Source organism: Exiguobacterium sp. 8A, assembly GCF_902506275.1.
Lineage (GTDB): Bacteria > Bacillota > Bacilli > Exiguobacteriales > Exiguobacteriaceae > Exiguobacterium > Exiguobacterium profundum.
Genome location: NZ_LR733630.1, coordinates 1,947,788 through 1,972,140, shown reverse-complemented (window position 1 = coordinate 1,972,140; position 24,353 = coordinate 1,947,788). Strand labels below are relative to the sequence as shown.

Genomic DNA, 24,353 nt, shown 5'->3' with positions numbered 1-24,353 from the left:
AACGGTTGTATCGCTAGATTGATTGTTGTAAGCTAAGGAGGACGTATGTTAAAAGTAGCCTACGTCTTCCTAGTTAAATAAAACTAATCGTTTAATAGAGGAGGAATCTAGAATGGGTAAAGAAAAATTCGACCGTTCTAAGCCGCACGTTAACGTTGGTACAATTGGCCACGTTGACCACGGTAAAACAACTTTGACTGCAGCAATCTCTGCTGTACTTTCACGTGCACAAGGTAAAACAGCTACTAAGTTCGACCAAATCGATGGTGCTCCAGAAGAGCGCGAGCGCGGTATCACAATCGCAACAGCTCACATCGAGTACGAAACTGACAAGCGTCACTACGCACACGTTGACTGCCCAGGACACGCTGACTATGTTAAAAACATGATCACTGGTGCTGCTCAAATGGACGGCGCGATCCTCGTTGTATCTGCAACAGATGGCCCAATGCCACAAACACGTGAGCACATCCTTCTTTCACGTCAAGTAGGTGTTCCTTACATCGTAGTATTCATGAACAAAGTTGACATGGTAGACGACGAAGAGCTTCTCGAACTCGTTGAAATGGAAATCCGTGAACTTCTTTCTGAATACGACTTCCCAGGCGACGACCTCCCTGTAATCAAAGGTTCTGCACTTGGCGCACTTAACGGTGAAGCTCAGTGGGAAGAAAAAGTTATGGAACTCATGAACGCTGTTGATGAGTACATCCCAGAACCAGTTCGTGACACTGAAAAAGACTTCATGATGCCTGTTGAGGACGTATTCTCAATCACTGGTCGTGGTACTGTAGCGACTGGTCGTGTTGAGCGTGGTGTTCTCCGCGTCAACGACGAGATCGAAATCGTTGGTCTTACAGAAGAAACGAAGAAAACTGTATGTACTGGTGTAGAGATGTTCCGTAAGCTTCTTGACTATGCTGAAGCTGGCGACAACATCGGTGCACTTCTCCGTGGTGTATCACGTGACGACATCGAGCGTGGACAAGTACTTGCTAAGCCAGGTTCAATCACACCACACTCTAAATTCAAAGCATCAATCTACGTTCTTTCTAAAGAAGAGGGTGGCCGTCACACGCCATTCTTCGCGAACTACCGTCCGCAGTTCTACTTCCGTACAACTGACGTAACAGGTATCGTTCACCTTCCAGAAGGTACTGAAATGGTAATGCCAGGAGACAACATCGAGTTGACGATCGAATTGATTTCTACAATCGCGATCGAAGACGGTACACGTTTCTCTATCCGTGAGGGTGGCCGTACTGTAGGTGCTGGTTCAGTAACAGAAATCATCGAGTAATCGATTGATTCAACTGAACAACATTAAGCAGTCCGCAATATGCGGGCTGCTTTTTTGTGTTTCCATCACAACATGGTAAGATGAGGCATACGAGAAAGGAGTGGCGTCATGCTGAAGCAACTAGAGACTATTTGTCGCTTGAATGGGATTGAGTATCGCATTGGCGGTTCTGAGCTGTTAAAGCATCATGGCATCGTCGAGGTAACGAATGACATCGATGTTTTTGTTGAACCGGACCAGTTTGAAAAAATCGATCGCGTACTTAGTCGTGCTGGGGAGAAGAAACCATCAGATCCTCACGACGCATACGTAACGACCTACTTTGGAGAGTATATATTCGAGGGAACAGATGTGGACGTCATGTCTAGTTTCCGAATGAAGTGTACCGACGGAATCTATACGCATCCTTTCATTGAACCAGATGGACAATGGATGCACCTAGAAGAGTGGGTCGTCCTTTACACGGTCATCGGACGAGAGGATAAATTAGCGTCATTGCTCCGCTATTTCACGACGCACAGTGTTAATGAAGGAATTGTTCAAGACTGTTTAAAACGAGCGCCACAATCGGTCATAGAAGGGGTGACAGAGCGTTTTGGAGAGGTGATGAAACGCTAGGTCGAGTTGACATGGGAGTTCGTTTGAAAAATAGTTCAATAAAAGAATGAATTTTTGCTTGCAAAAGCTCGCGAATCTTGTTACATTAGGGAACGTTGAGCAACTCATCAGACAACCAGCAACTTCAAAAATCTAATCTTGCATTCCATGACCAGATTAGATATAATGATTAAGTGTTTGTGCGAGTGGTGAGAGACTTTACAGCAGAAAACGGGTCCAATCGTTGATTTGCAATGATCGGATGCCTCTGCTGACACAAGCACGCTGCGTTGAAGCGGGAGGTTATGACACGCCAGGCAGCATTGCCATGGCCGGTGTGGAAATTTCCGCGGAGAATTGTCTATTTTTAAAGTAGGCGACAAAGGAGGGAAACAAACATGGCAAATGAAAAAATTCGTATTCGTTTAAAAGCATATGACCATCGCGTTCTCGATCAATCAGCTGAGAAGATCGTTGACACTGCGAAGCGTTCAGGTGCAAAGGTATCGGGTCCAATCCCGCTCCCAACTGAAAAATCGGTTTACACGATCCTTCGTGCGGTTCACAAGTACAAAGATGCTCGTGAGCAGTTCGAAATGCGTACACACAAACGCTTGATCGACATCGTAAACCCAACACCGAAAACAGTCGATTCGCTTATGCGTCTCGAGTTACCATCAGGTGTAGACATCGAAATCAAACTTTAATTCTTCATATAGTAGATACTAGCCAGAAGAGACAATTAATTATTAACAGGAGGTGTATCTCATGGCTAAAGGAATCTTAGGAACAAAACTTGGTATGACTCAAATCTTCAACGAAGCAGGCGAAGTTGTACCAGTAACAGTAGTTGCTGTAGAAGGTAACGTCGTTCTTCAACTTAAAACAGTTGACACAGACGGTTACGAAGCAGTTCAACTTGGTTTCGGAGACATCAAAGAATCACGTCAAAACAAACCATCAAAAGGTCACGCTGCGAAAGCAAACGCGACACCTAAGCGCTTCATCAAAGAAGTTCGTACTTCAGTAGAAGGATACGAAATCGGTCAAGAGATTAAGGCGGACATTTTCGCTGCAGGTGAATTAGTAGACGTAACAGGTACATCGAAAGGTAAAGGATTCCAAGGTGCGATCAAGCGTCACGGACAATCACGTGGACCAATGGCTCACGGTTCGCGCTACCACCGTCGTCCTGGTTCGATGGGTCCTGTCGCTCCTAACCGCGTATTTAAAGGGAAACTTCTTCCTGGTCAAATGGGTGGAGAGCGTAAAACAATTCAAAACCTTGAAGTCGTTAAAGTTGATGTGGAACGTGGCCTTCTCCTCGTGAAAGGTGCTATCCCAGGCGCTCGTAAATCGAACGTCATCATCAAATCAGCGGTCAAAGGTAACTAATTAACTGCACGGAAAGGAGGAATTACGAATGCCTAAAGTAGCTTTGCTTAACCAAACAGGTTCACAAGTTGGCGAAATCGAATTGGCAGAAGCCATCTTCGGAATCGAGCCAAACGAATCAGTACTTTACGACGCAATCGTCATGCAACAAGCATCACGCCGTCAAGGTACTCACGATACGAAAGGTCGCTCGGAAGTACGCGGTGGCGGCCGTAAACCATGGAAACAAAAGGGAACTGGTCGTGCGCGCCAAGGTTCTATCCGCTCACCACAATGGGTTGGTGGTGGTACAGTCTTCGGTCCAACACCACGTTCATACTCTTACAAACTTCCTAAGAAGGTTCGTCGTTTAGCACTTCTCTCGGCTCTTTCGTCGAAAGTACAAAACAACGAAATCATCGTCCTCGAAGGCCTTGCTTTCGATGCACCAAAAACAAAAGATATGGCTGCTGTACTCAACAGCTTATCAGTAGAACGTAAGGCTCTTGTAGTCACAGCGGACTACAATGAGACTATCGCTCTCGCAGCTCGTAACATCCCAGGAGTGACTGTGATCGACGCAGCAGGCGTAAACGTTCTTGACCTCGTTGCTAACGACAAAGTCATCTTCACTAAAGATGCGGTTGCGAAGGTAGAGGAGGTGCTTGCATAATGGCTCAAGCATACGATATCATCAAACGTCCGATCATCACTGAGCGTTCAGTTAGCCTCATGGAAGCTAACAAATACGTTTTCGAAATCGACGTAAAAGCGACTAAATCGCAAGTGAAACACGCTATCGAAACAATCTTCAACGTGAAAGTTGCTTCGGTAAACACAATGAACTACAAACCGAAAGCGAAACGTGTCGGTCGTCACTCTGGTTACACAGCTCGTCGTAAAAAAGCGATCGTAACCCTTGCTGAAGGCAACACAATCGACTTCCTCGGTTAATTAACTACCTTAGAAGAAAAGGAGGGAATCCTCGATGGCAATCAAAAAGTTTAAGCCGACCACTAACGGTCGTCGTAACATGACATCTCTCGACTTTGCAGAGATCACAACGAATCGCCCTGAAAAATCGTTAACTGAAAAGCTTTCGAAAAAAGGCGGACGTAACAACCAAGGTCGCTTGACTGTTCGTCACCAAGGTGGCGGTCACAAGCGTAAATACCGTATCATCGATTTCAAACGTAACAAAGATGGCGTTGCAGGACGCGTAGCAACGATCGAATACGATCCAAACCGTTCAGCAAACATCGCACTCATCAACTATGTAGATGGTGAGAAACGTTACATCCTCGCTCCTAAGGGCATCAAAGTAGGCATGGAAATCATGTCTGGTCCTGAAGCGGATATCAAAGTGGGGAACGCTCTTCCACTCGTAAACATCCCTGTCGGTACAACAATCCACAACATCGAGCTTAAGCCTGGTAAAGGCGGTCAGCTAGTTCGTGCGGCTGGTGCATCGGCACAAATCCAAGGACGTGACGGCAAGTACGTCATCGTTCGTCTTCAATCAGGTGAATCACGCTTGTTCCTCGGCACTTGCCGCGCGACAATCGGTTCAGTTGGTAACGAAGAACACGAACTCGTAAACATCGGTAAAGCAGGACGTTCACGTTGGTTAGGCAAACGCCCAACAGTACGTGGTTCTGTAATGAACCCGGTTGATCACCCACACGGTGGTGGTGAAGGTCGTGCGCCAATCGGTCGTTCGGGCCCACTTACTCCTTGGGGTAAACCAGCTCTTGGTCTTAAGACTCGTAAGAAAAACAAATCGAGCGACATGTACATCCTTCGTCGCCGTAAGAAATAATTACTACATGATTCTCGGGCGGTTCGAAAGGGCCGTTCCCGAATCATTCCAAAGGGAGGTTCTAACATGGGTCGCAGCTTGAAAAAAGGTCCATTCGCAGATCACCACTTACTCGCTAAAGTTGACAAACTCAACGAATCTGGTGAGAAGCAAGTCATCAAAACTTGGTCACGTCGCTCGACGATCTTCCCAGAATTCATGGGTCACACGTTCGGTGTGCACGATGGTCGTAAACACGTACCAGTATTCGTGACAGAAGACATGGTTGGTCACAAACTTGGTGAATTCGCTCCAACACGCACGTACAAAGGTCACGGATCAGACAAGAAAACGAAACGGTAATTTGAGGGGAGGTCAAATCCATGCAAGCTAAAGCATCAGCTAATATGGTCCGTCTTGCTCCTCGCAAAGCACGTCTCGTTGTAGACTTAATTCGCGGGAAACAAGTCGGCGAAGCGCTCTCTGTCCTTGCTCACACGAACAAGGCAGCATCGCCAGTCGTTGAAAAAGTATTAAAATCAGCGATTGCTAACGCAGAGCACAACTACGATATGAACATTGAGAACCTCGTTGTAACAGAAGCTTACGTAAACGAAGGTCCAACACTCAAACGCTTCCGCCCACGTGCGATGGGTCGCGCAAGCCGTATTAACAAACGCACAAGCCACATCCACATCGTGGTAACTGAGAAATAAGGAGGGATATGTAGTGGGTCAAAAGGTAAATCCGCACGGTCTTCGCGTTGGTGTTATCAAAGACTGGGATTCGCGTTGGTACGCTGAGAAAGACTACGCTGATCTCCTTCATGAAGACTTCGTTATTCGTGAATACATCGAAAACAAAATGAAGGATGCTAGTGTTTCTAAAGTTGAAATCGAACGCGCTGCAAACCGCGTGAACATTTCGCTTCACACTGCGAAGCCAGGTATGGTAATCGGTAAAGGTGGTTCTGAAATCGAATCACTCCGTAAACACATTACAAAAATCGCTGACGGAAAACGCGTTCACATCAACGTTGTTGAAGTGAAAAACGCTGACGCTGTTGCGAAGCTTGTAGCAGAAAACATTGCTCGTCAATTGGAAGGTCGCGTATCATTCCGTCGTGCAATGAAACAATCTATTCAACGTTCGATGCGTACTGGCATCAAAGGGATCAAAACAGAAGTTTCTGGTCGTCTTGGTGGCGCTGATATCGCTCGTTCAGAGAAGTACTCGGAAGGAACAGTTCCACTTCACACACTCCGTGCCGACATCGACTACGGAACAGCTGAAGCTGACACAACTTACGGTAAAATCGGCGTAAAAGTTTGGTTATACCACGGTGAAGTTCTTCCAACAAAAAACAACACAGCGAAAAACGCTGAATAATAAACACTCTTTCAGGAAGGAGGCAACACACTATGTTGTTACCTAAACGCGTGAAATATCGTCGTGTACACCGTGGTAAAATGCGCGGGAACGCTAAACGCGGCACAACTGTACACTTCGGTGAGTTCGGTCTCCAAGCTCTCGAAGCGAGCTGGATTACAAACCGTCAAATCGAATCAGCACGTATTGCAATGACACGTTATATGAAACGTGGTGGTAAAGTGTGGATCAAGATCTTCCCACACAAGCCGTACACTAAAAAGCCTCTCGAAGTCCGAATGGGTTCGGGTAAAGGTGCTCCAGAAGGCTGGGTAGCTGTAGTTAAGCCTGGCAAAGTAATGTTCGAAATCGCAGGTGTATCTGAGGAAGTGGCACGTGAGGCACTTCGTCTTGCATCGCACAAACTTCCAGTAAAATGTAAGTTCGTGAAACGTGAAGAAAATGGTGGTGATACGAATGAAAGCAACTGATCTCCGTCAATCAACAACTGAAGAGCTCAACGGTAAAGTGGGCGAGTGGAAAGAAGAACTCTTTAACCTTCGCTTCCAACTTGCTACAGGTCAGCTTGAGAATCCTGCTCGTATCCGTGAAGTACGCAAGTCGATTGCGCGTGCTAAAACGATTCTTCGTGAACGCGAACTCGGCATCAACAACGGCTAATTACATCGGATTCTTGAGAGGAGGTAACACTCATGGAACGCAACAACCGTAAAGTGTTCACTGGTCGCGTCGTGTCTGACAAAATGGACAAAACGATCGTCGTCGCAGTAGAAACAAAGGTTCGTCATAAACTTTATGGCAAACGTGTAAACTACACGAAGAAATATAAAGCACACGATGAGAACAACGTCGCTAAAGTGGGCGATATCGTTCGCATCGCGGAAACACGTCCTCTTTCTAAAGACAAACGTTTCCGTCTTGTAACAGTAGTAGAAGAATCAGTAATCATCTAATAACAGTTCGGATTTATTAAACATCCGGAGGGAGGTACACTCGCATGATTCAACAAGAATCTCGCTTGAAAGTAGCAGACAACTCTGGCGCGCGTGAACTGTTGACAATTAAAGTCCTCGGTGGTTCTGGTCGTAAGACTGCAAACATCGGTGACATCATCGTCGCAACGGTAAAACAAGCAACACCAGGTGGCGTTGTTAAAAAAGGTGACGTTGTCAGAGCAGTTGTCGTTCGTACAAAACGCGGCGCTCGTCGTAAAGATGGTTCGTACATCCGTTTCGATGAGAACGCAGCAGTCATTATCAAAGATGACAAGAGCCCACGCGGCACACGGATCTTCGGGCCAGTTGCACGTGAACTTCGTGAAAAAGAATTCATGAAGATCGTTTCGTTGGCACCGGAAGTACTTTAATTTCCAATTTCAATCCTATAAGGAGGTGCGCAAACGATGCATGTTAAAAAAGGCGATACAGTCCAGGTAATGTCTGGTAAAGATAAAGGCAAGCAAGGGGTTATCCTCAAAGCTATGCCAAGCAAAAACCGCGTAGTGGTTGAAGGCGTAAACGTGATGAAAAAACACGCGAAACCTTCACAAGCGAATCCACAAGGCGGGATCCTTGAGATCGAAGCACCAATTCACGTCTCGAACGTAATGCCACTCGACCCTAAAACTGGCAAACCAACTCGTGTTGGTTTCAAAGTAGTCGATGGTAAAAAAGTTCGTGTCGCGAAATCGGGCGAATCACTCGATAAATAAGAAGAACGTGACGAAAGGAGGTCCATTCGACTATGAACCGTTTGCAAGAGAAGTATAAAAGCGACATCGTGAAAGCGATGATGGATAAATTCAACTATGACTCGGTCATGCAAGTACCGAAAGTCGAAAAGATTGTCATCAACATGGGTGTAGGTGACGCTGTTTCGAACTCGAAAGCACTTGATATGGCAGTTGAAGAATTAACAATTCTTTCAGGTCAAAAACCACTCGTAACGAAAGCGAAGAAATCAATCGCTGGTTTCAAACTTCGTGAAGGTATGCCAATCGGTGCGAAGGTTACACTTCGTGGCGAGCGCATGTACGATTTCCTCGACAAATTGGTAACTGTTTCACTTCCACGTGTACGTGACTTCCGCGGTGTATCGAAGAAAGCATTCGACGGACGCGGTAACTACACGCTTGGCGTGAAAGAGCAACTTATTTTCCCTGAGATCGATTACGATAAAGTATCTAAAGTACGCGGTATGGACATCGTTGTTGTTACAACAGCAAACACAGACGAAGAAGCACGTGAATTGCTCACACTTCTCGGTATGCCATTCCAAAAATAATCTAGAGGGAGGTCGACAACATGGCTAAAAAGTCAATGGTGAATCGCGAACTTAAACGCGAGAAACTCGTTGCCCAGTACGCTGAAAAGCGTGCGAAGTTGAAAGCTGAAGGCGATTATATCGGACTCAGCAAATTGCCACGTAACTCGTCACCTGTACGCTTGCACAACCGTTGCAGCATCACAGGTCGTCCGCATGGTTACATGGGTAAATTCGGGATCAGCCGTATCAAGTTCCGTGATCTTGCATACAAAGGTCAAATCCCTGGTGTTAAAAAAGCAAGCTGGTAATCCACTAACAGTGTGAAAGGAGGTACATCGCATGGTAATGACAGACCCTATTGCAGATATGCTTACACGTATCCGTAACGCTAACATGGTTCGCCATGAAAAAATGGAGCTTCCAGCTTCGAACATTAAACGTGAGATCGCTGAAATCCTTAAGCGTGAAGGTTTCATTCGCGATGTTGAATATATCGAGGACGCTAAACAAGGTACACTTCGTCTTTTCCTTAAATATGGAGCAAGCAACGAACGTGTAATCACTGGTCTCAAACGTATTTCGAAACCAGGTCTTCGCGTATACGCAAAAGCTGATGAAGTACCTAAAGTACTCGGAGGACTCGGAATCGCAGTTCTTTCGACATCTAAAGGTCTTATGACTGATAAAGAAGCTCGCCAACAACAAGTCGGCGGCGAAGTGCTCGCCTACATCTGGTAAGTCACTTTTCTAACAAGAACGGAGGTGTAATCAATGTCACGTATTGGTAAAAAACCAGTTACGATTCCTGCTGGCGTTACTGTAACAGTTGCTAATGACAACACGGTCACAGTAAAAGGTGCTAAAGGTGAACTTTCGCTTTCAGCTAACCCGGCATTGGAAATCAAAGTTGAAGAGAACGAATTGACGGTTGTTCGTCCAGACGAATCGAAAGAAAGCCGTACAATTCACGGTACGACACGTGCCCTTATTGCCAACATGGTACAAGGTGTGTCGAACGGATTCCAAAAAACACTTGAGATCTCGGGGGTTGGTTACCGTGCTACGAAGCAAGGTAACAAACTCGTCCTCAACCTCGGCTACTCGCACCCAATCGAGTACGTTGCTGAGGAAGGTATCGAAATCGAAGTTCCTTCAAACACGCAAATCATCGTAAAAGGGATTAACAAAGAGCGCGTCGGTCACGTTGCTGCTCAAATCCGCTCGTACCGTGCTCCAGAACCTTACAAAGGTAAAGGTGTTCGTTACTCTGATGAACGTATTCGCCGTAAAGAAGGTAAGACTGGTAAGTAATTCGTCACGAAATGAACGGAAAGGAGTGGCATAAATGATCACAAAGGCAGATAAAAATGCAGTTCGTAAAAAACGTCATGCTCGCGTACGTCGTACGATCACGGGGACAGCAGCTCGTCCACGTTTGAACGTATTCCGTTCGAGCAAGCACATTTACGTTCAACTTATCGATGACGCGGCACAAACAACGCTTGTGTCTGCATCTTCGAAAGATAAAGCTCTCGATCTTACAAATGGCGGTAACGTTGAAGCAGCGAAAGCTGTTGGTAAACTTGCTGCAGAACGTGCACTCGAGAAAGGTATCGACACAGTTGTGTTCGACCGTGGTGGATACCTCTATCATGGCCGCGTCAAAGCTGTTGCAGAAGCAGCTCGTGAAGCAGGTCTTAAATTCTAATAAAAAGGAGGGGACACTCGATGCGCCAGTTAGACGTTAACATGGAACAACTTGAAGAACGCGTTGTTACCGTAAACCGCGTCGCGAAAGTCGTAAAAGGTGGCCGCCGCTTCCGTTTTGCTGCTCTCGTAGTCGTAGGTGACAAAAATGGTCACGTCGGTTTCGGTACAGGTAAGGCACAAGAGGTGCCAGAAGCGATTCGCAAGGCTATTGAAGCCGCTAAGAAAAACATGGTACAAGTACCTATGGTTGGTACAACAATTCCACACGAAATCACAGGAGTATTCGGAGCAGGTCGTGTATTCATGAAACCAGCTTCTGAAGGTACTGGGGTTATCGCTGGTGGTCCAGTTCGTGCGGTGCTCGAACTTGCAGGTGTAGGTGACATCCTTTCGAAATCGTTAGGTTCAAACACACCGATCAACATCGTCCGTGCGACGGTACAGGGCTTGACTGAGCTCAAAAAAGCAGAGGAAGTTGCTAAACTACGTGGTAAAAGCGTAGAAGAACTTCTTAACTAAGGGAGGGAACTAGACATGGCGAAACTCGCAATCACCCTCACACGCAGCACAATTGGTCGTCCGGAAGGTCAGCGTGTTACTGTACGTACACTCGGTCTTCGCAAAATGCATCAAACGGTCGTTGTCCCAGACAACGTCGCGATGCGCGGTATGATCAATAAAGTGTCGCACCTTGTGACTGTAAAAGAAATCAACGAATAATAAAGATTTTAATAAATAAGGAGGTGCCACTATGAAACTCCATGAATTGAAGCCAACTCCAGGTTCACGTCACGAACGTAACCGTGTCGGTCGCGGTATGGCGACTGGTAACGGTAAAACTTCTGGTCGTGGACACAAAGGTCAAAAAGCTCGTTCGGGCGGTGGCGTTCGTCCAGGATTTGAAGGTGGACAAAACCCACTTTACCGTCGTCTTCCAAAACGCGGTTTCAACAACCCAACTCGTAAAGAGTATGCGGTTGTTTCCCTAGACACGCTTAACCGTTTCGAAGCAGGTACTGAAGTTACTCCAGAACTCTTAATCGAGACTGGTGTTGTCAGCTCTGCTAAAGACGGAATCAAGGTCCTTGCTAACGGCAAGCTTGAAACTAAATTGACTGTAAAAGCCAACAAGTTCTCGGGTGCAGCGAAAGAAGCAATCGAAGCAGCTGGCGGTACAGTTGAGGTGATCTGATGTTTCAGACGATCTCCAATATGTGGCGCGTGAAAGATATTCGACAGCGTATTCTCTTCACACTCGCAATCATCATCATTTTCCGCATCGGGGCTCATATCCCGGTGCCGATGGTGAATACGGATGTGTTGCGTTTTGACTCAGGAGGTCTTCTTGACTTCTTGAACTTGTTTGGAGGAAATGCTTTACAGAACTTCTCCTTGTTCGCAATGGGGATCATGCCGTACATTACGGCATCGATCGTTGTGCAACTTTTACAAATGGACGTCGTTCCAAAGTTTGCCGAATGGGCTAAACAAGGAGAGGCGGGCCGTAAAAAGTTAGCGACGGTCACGCGCTATGGGACGATCATCTTAGGCTTTGTCCAAGCGACTTCACTGTCGTTTGGATTTAACCGCCTCTACCCAGGTCTCGTCAATGAGACGTGGGGAACGGCAACTTACTTTGTGATCGCGATTGTACTCACTGCGGGTACAGCGTTCTTGATGTTCCTTGGTGAAATGACAACGGAGAAAGGTGTTGGGAATGGTATTTCCATCATTATCTTCGCCGGTATCGTCGCCGGGTTCCCAAGAATCTTCACGCAGATTTATGAAACAAAACTCCAAAACGCTGGAGATGCATTGTTCATTAATATCGTTTACTTGGTTGTATTGGCACTTGTTATTTTGGCTGTGACGGTTGGGATCATTTATGTTCAACAAGCGGCACGCAAAATTCCAATCCAATATGCAAAACGCACGGCGAACCGTACCCCAGTGGGCGGTCAGTCAACGCACTTGCCAATCAAACTAAACGCAGCAGGTGTTATTCCGGTTATCTTCGCGATTTCCTTTATGGTAACACCACCAACTGTTGCAAGCTTCATTGCTTCGCCGGAGACAACGCAAAAATTACAGACGTACTTTGACACGACGGCGCCAATCGGAATGTCGATTTACGTTGCGTTAATCATTGCGTTTGCCTACTTCTATACATTTATTCAGGTCAACCCTGAGCAAATGGCAGAAAATCTGCAGAAGCAAGGTGGTTATATTCCTGGGATTCGTCCTGGGGCGCAAACAGAACAGTACATCACGAAGTTGCTGTATCGATTGACTTTCTTCGGAGCGATCTTCTTATCGCTCGTGGCGATCATGCCGACAATCTTCATTAAGCTTGCCGGTCTTCCAACTTCCGTTCAAATCGGAGGAACGAGCTTGTTGATCGTCATCGGGGTAGCCCTCGAAACGATGAAACAAATCGAAAGTCAACTTGTAAAACGACACTATAAAGGCTTTATCCGTTAAAGCGGAAGGAAGGGTTGACCCTTCCTTCCTGTCGTGTTTACAAGCCCTTCGTGAAAATCAAAACTGGAGGCTAACCGAGATGAATCTAGTACTCATGGGCTTACCGGGTGCTGGGAAAGGGACTCAAGCGGCTAAAATCGTAGAAGAGTACCAAATCCCTCACATTTCGACAGGCGACATGTTTCGTGCGGCAATCAAAGGCGGAACGCCACTCGGTAAAGAAGCCAAGTCATTCATGGATAAAGGTGAACTCGTACCGGACGAGGTAACAATCGGAATCGTACGTGAACGTCTTAGCCAAGATGACACAGAAAAAGGTTTCTTACTCGATGGATTCCCGCGTACTGTTGCTCAAGCAGAGGCACTCGAAAGTTTGCTTAAAGATTTGGGGAAACAGATTGACCACGTCGTCAACATCGATGTGGATGCGGAAATTCTCGTTCCACGCTTGACAGGTCGTTGGATCTGCCCAACGTGTGGTGCGACATATCATGTGATCTTCAACCCACCAAAAGTGGAAGGCATCTGTGATGTGGATGGGTCGGCACTCATGCAACGTGAAGACGATAAAGAGGAAACGGTTCGCCGTCGCCTTGACGTCAACATCGAGCAATCGAAACCACTCATTGACTTTTACGCTGAAAAAGGGTATCTTCGTACATTGGATGGAGATCGTCCAATCGATGTCGTATATGCCGATGTCAAAGCATTACTCGGTGATACTGAATGATCATCACGAAGACGCCTCGTGAAATTGCGATTATGCGTGAGGCTGGGCAAATTGTTGCTCGAACGCACCAGGTGCTCAAACAGCACATTAAACCAGGAATCACGACGCTTGAGCTCGACCGGATTGCGGAAGATTACATTCGCAGCCAAGGTGCGACGCCATCGTTCAAAGGCTATAACGGTTTTACCGGTAGTGTTTGCGCTTCGGTGAACGAAGAGCTTGTTCATGGCATTCCAGGAAAACGGGTATTGAAAGATGGAGATATTATCTCAATCGACATCGGTGCCTACTATAATGGATACCATGGAGATTCCGCTTGGACTTATCCAGTGGGAACAATCACAGAAGAGACACAGCGGCTACTTGACGTAACCGAAGAAAGTCTGTATAAAGGATTGGAGCACGCCAAGGCTGGAGGGCGATTGACAGATATTTCGCATGCGATTCAAGCATATGTTGAATCACATGACTTTTCTGTCGTCCGCGAATACGTCGGTCATGGTGTTGGACAAAATTTGCACGAAGAACCGCAAATTCCACACTATGGTCCACCGGGGAAAGGGCCGCGCCTGAAGACTGGGATGACGTTAGCCATTGAACCAATGGTTAATGCTGGTCAACGCTATGTTCGAACACTGGCTGATAACTGGACAGTTGTCACCGTGGACGGTAGCATGTGCGCCCACTTTGAGCACACCATCGCCATCACAGACGATGGATACGAGATTTTAACGAAACTCGATTCCGGTGAATGAGGCTCTATTGTTTCATACTGATCCGTTCTGGATCCTTCTCTCACAGTAGATGGCAATAGATCGTCTGTGCTCCTAAAGATTTTCATATAGAAAGGGGAATAAATGATGGCGAAACAAGATGTCATTGAAGTGGAAGGCACTGTTGTCGAACCACTTCCGAACGCAATGTTTAAAGTGGAGTTAGAAAACGGCCACACGGTGCTCGCGCACGTCTCAGGGAAAATTCGGATGCACTACATTCGGATCCTTCCAGGTGACCGCGTAACTGTTGAGTTGTCTCCATACGACTTGACTCGCGGGCGGATTACGTACCGTTATAAGTAACTCCGATTTTTCCAGGAGGAGGGTATACTCATGAAAGTAAGACCGTCGGTAAAACCGATTTGCGAAAAATGTAAAGTTATTCGCCGTAAGGGTAAAGTAATGGTAATTTGCGAAAACCCGAAACACAAACAAAAACAAGGTTAATTTCAGAGGAGGTGCACACATGGCACGTATTGCTGGTGTAGATATTCCACGCGAAAAACGTATCGTTATTTCGCTCACATACATCTATGGTATTGGTAAAACAAAAGCACAAGAAATTTTGAAGGCTGCTAACGTATCTGAAGAGACACGCACACGCGACCTTACTGAAGATGAACTCAACCGTATCCGTGAAGCAATTGACGGAATCAAAGTTGAAGGTGACCTTCGTCGTGAAGTTTCACTTAACATCAAACGTTTGATCGAGATCGGCGCATACCGCGGTATCCGTCATCGCCGTAGTCTCCCTGTTCGCGGTCAAAACACGAAGAACAACTCGCGTACTCGTAAAGGCCCACGCCGTACAGTAGCGAACAAGAAGAAGTAAAGGAGGGAATTGAACAATGGCGAAACGTAAGCAAAACGTACGTTCTAAACGTAAAGTTAAAAAACATGTTGAAGTCGGTGTGGTACACATCCGTTCTACATTCAACAACACAATCATCACAATCACTGATACGCAAGGTAACGCGATCTCATGGGCTACTTCTGGTAACCTTGGATTTAAAGGATCACGTAAATCGACTCCGTTCGCAGCGCAAATGGCTGCTGAAACTGCAGCGAAAGTTGCAATGGACAACGGTATGCGTACAGTAGAAGTTAACGTTAAAGGTCCTGGTGCTGGACGTGAAGCGGCTATCCGTGCGCTCCAAGCTACTGGTCTCGAAGTTACTGCAATCCGTGACGTAACTCCAGTTCCGCACAACGGTTGCCGCCCTCCAAAACGTCGCCGCGTATAATCGCTTGAGCGTGTGAGGGGTTTACCTAGCACGACAGCTTATACTTTAGCAGCTCAAACTGCACGGCAGGATATACTCAAGGAGGGGTTCAGATGATCGAGATTGAAAAACCAAAGATCGAAACGGTCGAAATCAGCGAGGACGCTACGTTTGGTAAATTCGTAGTAGAACCGCTTGAACGTGGATATGGCACTACTCTCGGTAACTCACTACGTCGAATTCTATTGTCATCGCTCCCAGGTGCAGCGGTAACAGCGGTTCAAATCGATGGCGTGCTTCACGAGTTCTCTACGATTGACGGTGTTGTCGAAGACGTCACTCAAATCGTACTCAACCTCAAGAAGTTGGCACTCAAAGTGTACTCGGAAGAAGAGAAAACGCTTGAGATTAACGTTTCAAGTGCCGGTGCTGTCACTGCGGCAGACATTACCCATGATAGCGACGTTGAAATCTTGAATCCTGAGCTCCACATCGCGACTCTCGCTGACAATGCGACGCTTCGCATGCGTTTGACTGCTCGCCGTGGTCGTGGTTACGTCCAGGCAGAAGATAACAAACGTGATGATATGCCGATTGGGGTCATTCCAATCGATTCGATCTATACACCGATTCAACGCGTGAACTACGAAGTAGATAAAACACGTGTCGGTCAAGACGCTAGCTTCGATAAGCTTTTGTTAGACGTGTGGACAGATGGTTCAATTCGTCCGGAAGAAGCTGTATCATTAGGGGCTAAAATTTTGACTGAACACTTGAACATCTTCGTTGGTTTAACAGATGAGGCTCTCAACGCAGAAATTATGGTCGAGAAAGAAGAAGACCAAAAAGAAAAAGTACTCGAAATGACGATTGAAGAACTCGATCTCTCAGTTCGTTCGTACAACTGCTTGAAGCGCGCTGGCATCAACACTGTTCAAGAACTCGCAAACAAATCAGAGGAAGAGATGATGAAAGTTCGTAACCTCGGACGTAAATCACTCGAAGAAGTTCAACACAAGTTGGACGAACTCGGTTTGGGCTTGCGTAAAGAAGACTAAGTTCAACCGAAGGAGGGAAATGTAATGGCTTATTCGAAACTTGGCCGTACAAGCTCGCAACGCAAGGCGCTTTTGCGTGATCTTGCAACTGACCTAATCATCAACGAGCGCATTCAAACAACTGAACAAAAAGCGAAAGAACTTCGCCCAGTCGTTGAAAAATTGATCACTCTTGGGAAACGTGGCGATCTTCATGCCCGTCGTCAAGTAGCTTCATTCGTTCGCAAGGAGAACGCTGGAGAAAAAGACGCAATCCAAAAATTGTTCGAAGACGTGGCACCACGCTACGCTGAACGTCAAGGTGGATACACGCGCATCATGAAAGTCGGCCCACGCCGCGGTGATGGTGCAGAAGTTGTAATCATCGAACTCGTCTAATTCATTAGGCAGTCAACAGGGCATGCGGTGACGTATTGCCCTGTTTCCACATCAGAAAGGAGTCGACCCATGGAATCACAAATTATGGTACGGGATGTCGTATTTCATTACCCTGGACAGTCTGAGCCGGCGCTTAACGGCCTATCGCTCGATGTATATAAAGGGGAATGGCTTGCGATTGTCGGCCATAATGGTTCTGGCAAGTCGACACTGACGAAGTTGTGGAACGGACTTCTCATTCCTGAACAGGGGGAAGTTCGCGTCGAGACACTCGATCCGTCGAACGCCGCAGACGTGTGGGACGTTCGAACGCGAATCGGGGTCGTCTTTCAAAATCCCGACAATCAATTTGTCGGGGCGACCGTGCGCGATGATGTGGCATTTTCTCTCGAAAACATGGGACTTCCACGTCAAGAAATGGTTCGTCGAATTGATGACAGTCTAGCGCGCGTTGGATTATCGGAACTAGCGGACCGTGAACCGCATCAGTTATCCGGTGGACAAAAGCAGCGCGTTGCGATAGCTGCGGCTCTCGCAATGCGCCCGCGTGTCCTCGTGCTCGATGAAGCGACCTCCATGCTCGACCCGATTGGGCGACAAGAGGTATTACAAACGGTACGACAGCTCGTCTCGGAAGGGATGACCGTTGTCGCCATTACACACGAGCTCGACGAAGTGTTGTTTGCTGACCGTATCATTGCATTGTCGAAAGGCAAGATTGCGATGACCGGCACACCTGAAGACGTGTTTCAACATCCAGATACGCTTCGTGACATTCAACTAGATGTCCCGTTTATCGTTCGGATGCAACTCGAACTGAAGGCACGTGGCATTCCACTCGATCGTCTGATGCTACAACATTCGGAGTTGGTGAACCATCTATGCCGATACGCATTGAAGAAGTAACATATCAATACCAAATGAATACTCCGTTTGAACGAACCGCGCTGCGCGATGTGAATGTAACCATTCCATCGGGAGCGCTTGTTGCGTTTCTTGGGCATACTGGCTCAGGGAAATCGACACTCGTTCAACATATGAACGGCTTATTGCGCCCGACTGACGGACGTGTGGTGATCGATGATATCATTGTCACCCCGATTCGGACGCGCCGTGACAAGAAACAGAATCTTTTGCCGCTTCGGCGTCGCGTTGGGCTCGTCTTTCAATATCCAGAGCACCAATTGTTTGAAGAGACGGTCGAACGCGACGTCATGTTCGGTCCGCGCAACTTTGGCGCGACAGATGCCGAAGCGAAAGAGCGAGCCCACGAGGCCCTTCGTCTCGTCGGCTTGGATGAAACGTTATGGGACCGTTCGCCGTTTGATCTTTCAGGAGGGCAAATGCGCCGTGTCGCGATTGCAGGTGTTTTAGCGAGCCGGCCTGATGTTCTCATTGTCGATGAACCGACAGCGGGTCTCGACCCAATTGGGAGACGAGACATGCTCGCCTTATTCAAACGTTTGCGAGAAGAGTTGAACCTTACGTTGATCCTTGTCTCGCATGACATGGATGATGTACTCGCCTATGCGGAGCGCGTCATCGTGATGGAGCGTGGCCAGGTGGCGTTTGATGGGGACCCGTTTGAATTGTTCCAAGACGAGGTACTGGTGCGACGTCTCCAGCTCGACATCCCGCACGTCTTACGATTCGCTCGTGACATGGCACCGGTTCTTGGAGAAACGTCCGTCCCGCTCGTACGAACCGAGGGCGAGCTGGCGGATTGGGTGGCGGAACGGCTGAAAGGGGGAGCGACATGATTATCGGTCAATATATACCCGGACATTCATGGCTTCATTCCCTTGATGCGCGTGCCAAGACGCTCTTCATTTTAGGATTCATCCCAGTTGTTTTTTTAGCTGACAACTTATGGACGAATTTATTTTTACTCGCGTTCACGTTGTTTGCGGTCAAACTGTCACAGTTATCGTGGCGCTATTTATGGAATGGTCTTCGCATGATCTTATTTTTGATCGTCTTCACGTTGATCTTACAACTGTTATTCAATCGAGACGGCACACTTCTATTCGAATTAGGACCGATTGCGATTTATTCGGAAGGAATTCGAATGGGGCTGATTGTCTCGCTTCGCTTCTTTTATCTCGTCATGTTGACGACACTCGTGACGTTGACGACGACACCGATGGAATTGACCGATTCGATTGAAGCGGGGCTACGGCCATTCGAACGGATTCGTGTGCCGGCCCACGAAATTGCGTTGATGCTTTCCATTTCACTCCGTTTCCTACCGACGCTTGCGGATGAGACGGACCGGATTATGAAAGCTCAGCAGGCGCGTGGGGTCGATTTGATGAGTGGACCTTGGAAATCCCGTCTAAAAGGGGTTATCCCTCTTTTGATTCCATTGTTCATTTCTGCGTTTAAGCGTGCTGAGGACCTCGCTACGGCTATGGAAGCCCGTGGTTACCGAGGAGGAGAAGGGCGGACGAGGTTGCGTGAAATGGAATGGCAAATGCGTGACACAGCCGTATTACTCATCTTTATCGCGTTGACGCTCATTTTGTTTGGATTGAGAGGGATTGGATGAGACGAATTAAACTGATTGTCGCCTATGATGGGACACATTATGCGGGATATCAAGTGCAGCCGAATGGCAATACCATTCAAGCGGAGATTGAATCTGTCTTGGCACGTATGCATCGGTATCCGGTAAAAATCGTCGCCTCAGGTCGTACAGACGCTCGCGTCCATGCTTTAGGACAGGTGATTCACTTTGACACGTCATTAGAGATGCCCGCTGAGCGCTTCGTCAAAGCGTTAAACGCCATGCTACCAGACGATATCCTCGTTAAACAGGCGGAAGAAATAGACGATACGTTCCACGCACGTTACGGTGCGAAGCGAAAAGAGTATCGCTATCATATCCGTCAGACCGAGGATCCGTTTCGTCGGCACTATGCTGCGACCGTGACGTATAAGCTGAGCCTTGAGGCGATGCGTCAAGCGATGGAGCGGTTGATTGGGACCCACGACTTTACGTCGTTCTCTGTGACAAAGGCAGAAGTCGAAGATCGGGTCCGTACCATCTATGAAGCAGAAGTGCTCGAGATGGGAGACGAGATCATATTCCGTTTCGTTGGATCAGGTTTTCTATACAACCAAGTCCGCATCATGGTAGGGACGGTCATCGAGGTAGGGAGAGGCAAGTATCAGCCCTCAGATCTCACACAAATGCTAGAGGCGAAGGACCGCCGCGTAGCGGGGATTACCGCCCCCCCACACGGTTTGTATTTGTGGAATGTGAATTATGAAAAAGTAGATTGACATTCCCCTTATAAAATCGTATTATATTCATTGGCATTTCATTTTCAAATTTAGAGATGAACCACAATCTTAGCCCCGTAAACTAGGATTATGATAAAGCATCAAAAAATTAAGTGAACAGACATTTCTAGGAGGTATTCCACATGCGCACAACATTCATGGCTAAAGCATCTGAAGTAGAACGCAAATGGCTCCTTATCGACGCAGAAGGCAAAACACTTGGTCGTTTGACTAGTGAAGTAGCTTCACTTCTTCGCGGTAAGCACAAGCCGACTTTCACACCACACGTTGATTGCGGAGACCACGTCATCATCATCAACGCTGAGAAAATCAAATTGACTGGTAACAAATTGAATGACAAGATCTACTACCGTCATTCAGGTCATCCAGGCGGTTTGAAATCACAAACTGCAAAAGAGCTTCTCGCAAAACGTCCAGAGCGTATGCTTGAACTCGCGATCAAAGGGATGCTTCCAAAAGGATCACTCGGTCGTCAACAATTCAACAAACTCCACGTTTACGCTGGAGCTGAACACAAGCACGAAGCACAAAAACCAGAAGTTTACGAACTTCGCGGTTAATCGAGACACAGGGAGGAACTAAACGATGGCAGATGTACGTTACTACGGAACAGGCCGCCGCAAACACTCGGTGGCTCGCGTTCACCTCGTTGCAGGTGACGGTAAAGTTGTTGTAAATGGCCGCGATATCTCAGAATACTTCGGTCATGAGACTTTGATCATGATGGCTAAATCACCACTCGTATTGACTGAAACAGAAGGTAAATACGATGTAATCGTTAACGTTAACGGTGGTGGATACACTGGACAAGCTGGAGCAATTCGCCACGGCGTATCACGTGCGCTTCTTCAAGCGGACCCAGAATTCCGTCCAAGCCTCAAAGAAAAAGGCTTCTTAACTCGTGACGCTCGTATGAAAGAACGTAAAAAATACGGTCTTAAAGCAGCACGTCGCGCACCACAATTCTCGAAGCGTTAATCTTCGCGATGTGGTTCGAACTCTCCATCCTTTCGGGTGGAGAGTTTTTTGTTTGAAATAGTCGATTCCGAACCCGTCAAGAAAACGCTTTTTTTGATATACTGATATCGAAACAGTTAGAAGGGGGAAGCAATATGCTTACAGTAGAGCAAGTACGCGAGGAATTGGCGGGGCTTGTTGATCCGACGATCAACCGAACGCTTGGAGATACAGCAGGGGTAAAAGACATTCGAATCAAAGAAGACTATGTCAGTGTAAAAGTGGCACTCGGACAAACAGGGAGCGGGGAACAGCTTCAGTTACAACAAGAAATCGTCACATTGCTCAAGGGGAAAGGCTTTAAGACGGTCGGGCTTCGCTTTGAGGCATTGAATGATGAAAGTTTGAAAGAGGCGACGAAACCGGCAATCCTCCGTGAAAATTCAGGGACGACGTTTATCGCCATCGCTTCTGGTAAGGGAGGCGTAGGTAAATCGACGGTATCCGTCAACTTGGCTGTCGCGCTTGCGCGAGCGGGCAAAAAGGTCGGTTTGATCGATGCGGATATTTACGGCTTCAGTGTTCCAGATATGCTTGGTATTGAGGAACGACCGGTTGTTCGCGGCGAGAAGATCATTCCAGTCGAGCGTTTTGGCGTAAAAGTCATCTCAATGGGATTCTTCGTTGAAGACAATGCGCCGGTCATCTGGCGTGGACCGATGCTCGGGAAGATGTTAAATAACTTCTTCAATGACGTCGAGTGGGGCGATCTTGACTATCTCTTGCTCGACTTACCGCCGGGAACGGGGGATGTCGCGCTCGATATCCATTCGATGCTCCCATCATGTCAGGAATTGATTGTCACGACACCTCATGCGACAGCAGCATTCGTTGCGGCTCGTGCCGGAGCGATGGCAATCAAAACGAACCACAAACTATTAGGTATCATTGAAAACATGGCTTATTTCGAAAGTAAGCTAACTGGTGAAAAAGAATACGTATTCGGTTACGGTGGTGGAGAAAAGCTTTCAGAAGCATTGAAGAGTAAGCTACTTGCTCAAATCCCGCTCGGCCAACCGTACGACAATGAAGAGGACTTCGCACCTTCTGTCTATCGGGATGGACATCCGTTCGAGCATACGTATGACGAGTTGGCGCAAGCAGTCATTAAACAAATAGAAGGGTGAATCGGTGAGAGATGAAAGTACAAGGTTTTTTACGTTTGTTTTGGACAACGCTCGTATTCGGGACGTTGTTCGGGTTCCTGATGAATTTATTGGCGAACCCGGGTTATTTGGTCAGTCAGTCCTGGGAGGCAATTGTCACGGCGCTTAGTTACTCGAGTACATGGACGGGGATCAGCATGATGGGCTTCTTTGCCTATTTGATTATTCATCGGGTCGGACTCGATTTATTTAGAGGGCCACGTCTATGGAATCGCGTTCAAGTGTTACTAATCGCATTTGCGATTTTTGATGCCGTCTACTTACGGATGCTCGCATTCGGTAATGATCACATGTGGCGTTATATCGGTGAGATGCTTGTGTTACTCATTGTCGCTTGGGTCGTTGCTGCGAGTAAGGCGAAACAAACAAATAGGAGTGCTTTCATCCCGACACTTTTCTTAATGACTGTCATTACGTTAATTGAATGGATTCCAGCTCTGCAAACAACGGACGAGATTCCATTGCTCTGGCCGGCACTAGCCACATTGGTGTTTGCGAACGCTTATCAGGTATTAATGCTTCATCGCTTCCAACAGACAGGACAAGCGGTTCAAGTCGCTTCACCCGAAGTTAGAAAGAAAAAAACGAAGAAACAGATGTCGTCTAAATCATCGTAAAAAGTAAATGGTTGTGTGGATAATCCGAAGTGTTTTGGGTGATCCGCCAACCATTTTTTATTCATTTCAACAAAACAAAGAAAAATTAAAGTTTTTTTAGAAAAATAGTTGACGGTTTTTTAGGATGCTGATATATTAATAAACGTCGCTGATGTTGTTCACGAAACAAACTTCAGGAAGCGAAAAAAATAATAAAAAGTGGTTGACTTTAATAAGTCAAATCGCTATTATTAAAAAGTCGCTAACACGACAACGATTGGTCTTTGAAAACTGAACGATGAGGCAAAAATAAGTTTTACAATTTTTGAATGAAGCGCAAGCTTCGTCAATTTAAGAGCTATATCAAATTCTTTGGAGAGTTTGATCCTGGCTCAGGACGAACGCTGGCGAGTAACCTGCCCCTGACTCTGGGATAAGCGTTGGAAACGACGTCTAATACTGGATATGATCACTGGCCGCATGGTCTGGTGGTGGAAAGATTTTTTGGTTGGGGATGGACTCGCGGCCTATCAGCTTGTTGGTGAGGTAATGGCTCACCAAGGCGACGACGGGTAGCCGGCCTGAGAGGGTGACCGGCCACACTGGGACTGAGACACGGCCCAGACTCCTACGGGAGGCAGCAGTGGGGAATATTGCACAATGGGCGAAAGCCTGATGCAGCAACGCCGCGGGAGGGATGACGGCCTTCGGGTTGTAAACCTCTTTTAGTAGGGAAGAAGCGAAAGTGACGGTACCTGCAGAAAAAGCACCGGCTAACTACGTGCCAGCAGCCGCGGTAATACGTAGGGTGCAAGCGTTGTCCGGAATTATTGGGCGTAAAGAGCTCGTAGGCGGTTTGTCGCGTCTGCTGTGAAATCCCGAGGCTCAACCTCGGGCTTGCAGTGGGTACGGGCAGACTAGAGTGCGGTAGTGGCGATTGGAATTCCTGGTGTAGCGTTGTAATGCGCAGATATCAGGAGGAACACCGATGGCGAAGGCAGATCTCTGGGCCGTAACTGACGCTGAGGAGCGAAAGCATGGGGAGCGAACAGGATTAGATACCCTGGTAGTCCATGCCGTAAACGTTGGGCGCTAGATGTAGGGACCTTTCCACGGTTTCTGTGTCGGAGCTAACGCATTAAGCGCCCCGCCTGGGGAGTACGGCCGCAAGGCTAAAACTCAAAGGAAT

At 47.3% G+C, this 24,353-nt stretch carries 40 protein-coding genes; all 40 read left to right on the top strand.

Annotated features, from left to right (window positions below; translation table 11 throughout):
- Positions 1-112: 112 nt before the first annotated feature.
- The 40 genes from tuf to GVY42_RS10080 all read left to right on the top strand — a co-directional run bounded on the left by tuf (position 113) and on the right by GVY42_RS10080 (position 23,185).
- Positions 113-1,300 carry an elongation factor Tu gene (gene tuf, locus GVY42_RS10275; protein ID WP_078147868.1) on the top strand — a complete coding sequence of 396 codons (1,188 nt, stop codon included), beginning with the start codon at positions 113-115 and terminating at the stop codon, positions 1,298-1,300.
- Between the two features lie 108 nt (positions 1,301-1,408).
- Positions 1,409-1,918 (top strand): hypothetical protein, encoded by a 510-nt coding sequence (locus tag GVY42_RS10270; RefSeq protein WP_159563151.1) that lies wholly within the window; start codon positions 1,409-1,411, stop codon positions 1,916-1,918.
- 377 nt (positions 1,919-2,295) lie between these two features.
- Complete coding sequence (gene rpsJ, locus GVY42_RS10265; protein ID WP_074032438.1) at positions 2,296-2,604, top strand: 30S ribosomal protein S10; 309 nt, start codon at positions 2,296-2,298, stop codon at positions 2,602-2,604.
- A gap of 61 nt (positions 2,605-2,665) precedes the next feature.
- Positions 2,666-3,292, top strand: coding sequence for a 50S ribosomal protein L3 (gene rplC, locus GVY42_RS10260; RefSeq protein WP_012727677.1), 627 nt, complete (start codon positions 2,666-2,668; stop codon positions 3,290-3,292).
- 28 nt (positions 3,293-3,320) lie between these two features.
- A complete protein-coding gene (gene rplD, locus GVY42_RS10255; protein ID WP_012727676.1) occupies positions 3,321-3,944 on the top strand; it encodes a 50S ribosomal protein L4 in 624 nt (207 codons plus the stop codon).
- Positions 3,944-4,225: a 50S ribosomal protein L23 gene (gene rplW, locus GVY42_RS10250; RefSeq protein WP_012727675.1), complete on the top strand. Its 282-nt coding sequence runs from the start codon at positions 3,944-3,946 to the stop codon at positions 4,223-4,225. Before rplD ends, rplW begins: the two co-directional genes overlap by 1 nt.
- A 34-nt stretch (positions 4,226-4,259) precedes the next feature.
- Positions 4,260-5,090, top strand: a complete 831-nt coding sequence (rplB, locus tag GVY42_RS10245; protein WP_012727674.1) for a 50S ribosomal protein L2 — start codon at positions 4,260-4,262, stop codon at positions 5,088-5,090.
- Between the two features lie 66 nt (positions 5,091-5,156).
- Positions 5,157-5,432 (top strand): 30S ribosomal protein S19, encoded by a 276-nt coding sequence (rpsS, locus tag GVY42_RS10240; RefSeq protein ID WP_012727673.1) that lies wholly within the window; start codon positions 5,157-5,159, stop codon positions 5,430-5,432.
- A gap of 20 nt (positions 5,433-5,452) precedes the next feature.
- Positions 5,453-5,785 carry a 50S ribosomal protein L22 gene (gene rplV, locus GVY42_RS10235; protein WP_012727672.1) on the top strand — a complete coding sequence of 111 codons (333 nt, stop codon included), beginning with the start codon at positions 5,453-5,455 and terminating at the stop codon, positions 5,783-5,785.
- 13 nt (positions 5,786-5,798) lie between these two features.
- Entirely contained in the window at positions 5,799-6,458 is a 660-nt protein-coding gene (rpsC, locus tag GVY42_RS10230; protein WP_012727671.1) for a 30S ribosomal protein S3, read from the top strand.
- Positions 6,459-6,490: 32 nt separating this feature from the next.
- Positions 6,491-6,928: a 50S ribosomal protein L16 gene (gene rplP, locus GVY42_RS10225; protein ID WP_012727670.1), complete on the top strand. Its 438-nt coding sequence runs from the start codon at positions 6,491-6,493 to the stop codon at positions 6,926-6,928.
- Positions 6,915-7,118, top strand: coding sequence for a 50S ribosomal protein L29 (rpmC, locus tag GVY42_RS10220; protein ID WP_012727669.1), 204 nt, complete (start codon positions 6,915-6,917; stop codon positions 7,116-7,118). The genes rplP and rpmC overlap by 14 nt, the downstream gene beginning before the upstream one ends.
- 32 nt (positions 7,119-7,150) lie before the next feature.
- Positions 7,151-7,411 (top strand): 30S ribosomal protein S17, encoded by a 261-nt coding sequence (gene rpsQ / locus GVY42_RS10215; RefSeq protein WP_012727668.1) that lies wholly within the window; start codon positions 7,151-7,153, stop codon positions 7,409-7,411.
- Between the two features lie 44 nt (positions 7,412-7,455).
- Positions 7,456-7,824, top strand: a complete 369-nt coding sequence (gene rplN / locus GVY42_RS10210) for a 50S ribosomal protein L14 (RefSeq protein WP_012727667.1) — start codon at positions 7,456-7,458, stop codon at positions 7,822-7,824.
- 36 nt (positions 7,825-7,860) lie between these two features.
- Positions 7,861-8,169 carry a 50S ribosomal protein L24 gene (rplX, locus tag GVY42_RS10205; RefSeq protein ID WP_012727666.1) on the top strand — a complete coding sequence of 103 codons (309 nt, stop codon included), beginning with the start codon at positions 7,861-7,863 and terminating at the stop codon, positions 8,167-8,169.
- Positions 8,170-8,201: 32 nt separating this feature from the next.
- On the top strand, positions 8,202-8,741 hold the full coding sequence (gene rplE, locus GVY42_RS10200; RefSeq protein ID WP_074035359.1) for a 50S ribosomal protein L5: 540 nt from the start codon (positions 8,202-8,204) through the stop codon (positions 8,739-8,741).
- Positions 8,742-8,761: 20 nt separating this feature from the next.
- Positions 8,762-9,031, top strand: coding sequence for a 30S ribosomal protein S14 (rpsN, locus tag GVY42_RS10195; protein ID WP_012727664.1), 270 nt, complete (start codon positions 8,762-8,764; stop codon positions 9,029-9,031).
- A gap of 31 nt (positions 9,032-9,062) precedes the next feature.
- Positions 9,063-9,461, top strand: a complete 399-nt coding sequence (rpsH, locus tag GVY42_RS10190) for a 30S ribosomal protein S8 (RefSeq protein ID WP_026824842.1) — start codon at positions 9,063-9,065, stop codon at positions 9,459-9,461.
- Between the two features lie 33 nt (positions 9,462-9,494).
- Positions 9,495-10,034, top strand: a complete 540-nt coding sequence (rplF, locus tag GVY42_RS10185; protein WP_012727662.1) for a 50S ribosomal protein L6 — start codon at positions 9,495-9,497, stop codon at positions 10,032-10,034.
- Between the two features lie 34 nt (positions 10,035-10,068).
- Positions 10,069-10,431 (top strand): 50S ribosomal protein L18, encoded by a 363-nt coding sequence (gene rplR, locus GVY42_RS10180; protein WP_012727661.1) that lies wholly within the window; start codon positions 10,069-10,071, stop codon positions 10,429-10,431.
- 20 nt (positions 10,432-10,451) lie between these two features.
- A complete protein-coding gene (gene rpsE, locus GVY42_RS10175) occupies positions 10,452-10,952 on the top strand; it encodes a 30S ribosomal protein S5 (protein WP_012727660.1) in 501 nt (166 codons plus the stop codon).
- A gap of 15 nt (positions 10,953-10,967) precedes the next feature.
- On the top strand, positions 10,968-11,153 hold the full coding sequence (gene rpmD / locus GVY42_RS10170) for a 50S ribosomal protein L30 (RefSeq protein ID WP_012727659.1): 186 nt from the start codon (positions 10,968-10,970) through the stop codon (positions 11,151-11,153).
- 31 nt (positions 11,154-11,184) lie between these two features.
- Positions 11,185-11,625, top strand: coding sequence for a 50S ribosomal protein L15 (gene rplO / locus GVY42_RS10165; RefSeq protein WP_012727658.1), 441 nt, complete (start codon positions 11,185-11,187; stop codon positions 11,623-11,625).
- Positions 11,625-12,914: a preprotein translocase subunit SecY gene (gene secY, locus GVY42_RS10160; RefSeq protein WP_012727657.1), complete on the top strand. Its 1,290-nt coding sequence runs from the start codon at positions 11,625-11,627 to the stop codon at positions 12,912-12,914. Before rplO ends, secY begins: the two co-directional genes overlap by 1 nt.
- A gap of 79 nt (positions 12,915-12,993) precedes the next feature.
- Positions 12,994-13,644, top strand: a complete 651-nt coding sequence (locus GVY42_RS10155; protein WP_012727656.1) for an adenylate kinase — start codon at positions 12,994-12,996, stop codon at positions 13,642-13,644.
- Complete coding sequence (gene map, locus GVY42_RS10150) at positions 13,641-14,399, top strand: type I methionyl aminopeptidase (protein WP_031421863.1); 759 nt, start codon at positions 13,641-13,643, stop codon at positions 14,397-14,399. Before GVY42_RS10155 ends, map begins: the two co-directional genes overlap by 4 nt.
- Before the next feature lie 105 nt (positions 14,400-14,504).
- On the top strand, positions 14,505-14,723 hold the full coding sequence (gene infA / locus GVY42_RS10145) for a translation initiation factor IF-1 (RefSeq protein ID WP_021066622.1): 219 nt from the start codon (positions 14,505-14,507) through the stop codon (positions 14,721-14,723).
- A gap of 30 nt (positions 14,724-14,753) precedes the next feature.
- Positions 14,754-14,867: a 50S ribosomal protein L36 gene (gene rpmJ / locus GVY42_RS10140; protein WP_003156543.1), complete on the top strand. Its 114-nt coding sequence runs from the start codon at positions 14,754-14,756 to the stop codon at positions 14,865-14,867.
- A gap of 19 nt (positions 14,868-14,886) precedes the next feature.
- Entirely contained in the window at positions 14,887-15,252 is a 366-nt protein-coding gene (rpsM, locus tag GVY42_RS10135) for a 30S ribosomal protein S13 (RefSeq protein ID WP_012727653.1), read from the top strand.
- 16 nt (positions 15,253-15,268) lie between these two features.
- Entirely contained in the window at positions 15,269-15,664 is a 396-nt protein-coding gene (rpsK, locus tag GVY42_RS10130; RefSeq protein WP_012727652.1) for a 30S ribosomal protein S11, read from the top strand.
- Between the two features lie 92 nt (positions 15,665-15,756).
- Positions 15,757-16,701, top strand: coding sequence for a DNA-directed RNA polymerase subunit alpha (locus tag GVY42_RS10125; RefSeq protein ID WP_012727651.1), 945 nt, complete (start codon positions 15,757-15,759; stop codon positions 16,699-16,701).
- 24 nt (positions 16,702-16,725) lie between these two features.
- On the top strand, positions 16,726-17,079 hold the full coding sequence (gene rplQ / locus GVY42_RS10120; RefSeq protein WP_012727650.1) for a 50S ribosomal protein L17: 354 nt from the start codon (positions 16,726-16,728) through the stop codon (positions 17,077-17,079).
- 69 nt (positions 17,080-17,148) lie between these two features.
- A complete protein-coding gene (locus GVY42_RS10115) occupies positions 17,149-17,985 on the top strand; it encodes an energy-coupling factor transporter ATPase (protein ID WP_031421869.1) in 837 nt (278 codons plus the stop codon).
- Positions 17,961-18,839, top strand: coding sequence for an energy-coupling factor transporter ATPase (locus GVY42_RS10110; protein ID WP_159563150.1), 879 nt, complete (start codon positions 17,961-17,963; stop codon positions 18,837-18,839). Before GVY42_RS10115 ends, GVY42_RS10110 begins: the two co-directional genes overlap by 25 nt.
- The gene (locus GVY42_RS10105; RefSeq protein ID WP_074035364.1) at positions 18,836-19,627 is read left to right on the top strand and encodes an energy-coupling factor transporter transmembrane protein EcfT; all 792 of its coding nucleotides are present in this window, start codon (positions 18,836-18,838) and stop codon (positions 19,625-19,627) included. The genes GVY42_RS10110 and GVY42_RS10105 overlap by 4 nt, the downstream gene beginning before the upstream one ends.
- Positions 19,624-20,364 carry a tRNA pseudouridine(38-40) synthase TruA gene (gene truA, locus GVY42_RS10100; RefSeq protein WP_159563149.1) on the top strand — a complete coding sequence of 247 codons (741 nt, stop codon included), beginning with the start codon at positions 19,624-19,626 and terminating at the stop codon, positions 20,362-20,364. Before GVY42_RS10105 ends, truA begins: the two co-directional genes overlap by 4 nt.
- A 143-nt stretch (positions 20,365-20,507) precedes the next feature.
- A complete protein-coding gene (gene rplM / locus GVY42_RS10095) occupies positions 20,508-20,945 on the top strand; it encodes a 50S ribosomal protein L13 (protein WP_012727645.1) in 438 nt (145 codons plus the stop codon).
- Between the two features lie 25 nt (positions 20,946-20,970).
- Entirely contained in the window at positions 20,971-21,363 is a 393-nt protein-coding gene (rpsI, locus tag GVY42_RS10090) for a 30S ribosomal protein S9 (RefSeq protein ID WP_012727644.1), read from the top strand.
- A 134-nt stretch (positions 21,364-21,497) separates the two neighbouring features.
- Complete coding sequence (locus tag GVY42_RS10085) at positions 21,498-22,529, top strand: P-loop NTPase (protein WP_026824853.1); 1,032 nt, start codon at positions 21,498-21,500, stop codon at positions 22,527-22,529.
- An 11-nt stretch (positions 22,530-22,540) separates the two neighbouring features.
- On the top strand, positions 22,541-23,185 hold the full coding sequence (locus tag GVY42_RS10080) for a KinB-signaling pathway activation protein (protein WP_074035368.1): 645 nt from the start codon (positions 22,541-22,543) through the stop codon (positions 23,183-23,185).
- The last annotated feature ends 1,168 nt before the right edge of the window (positions 23,186-24,353 follow it).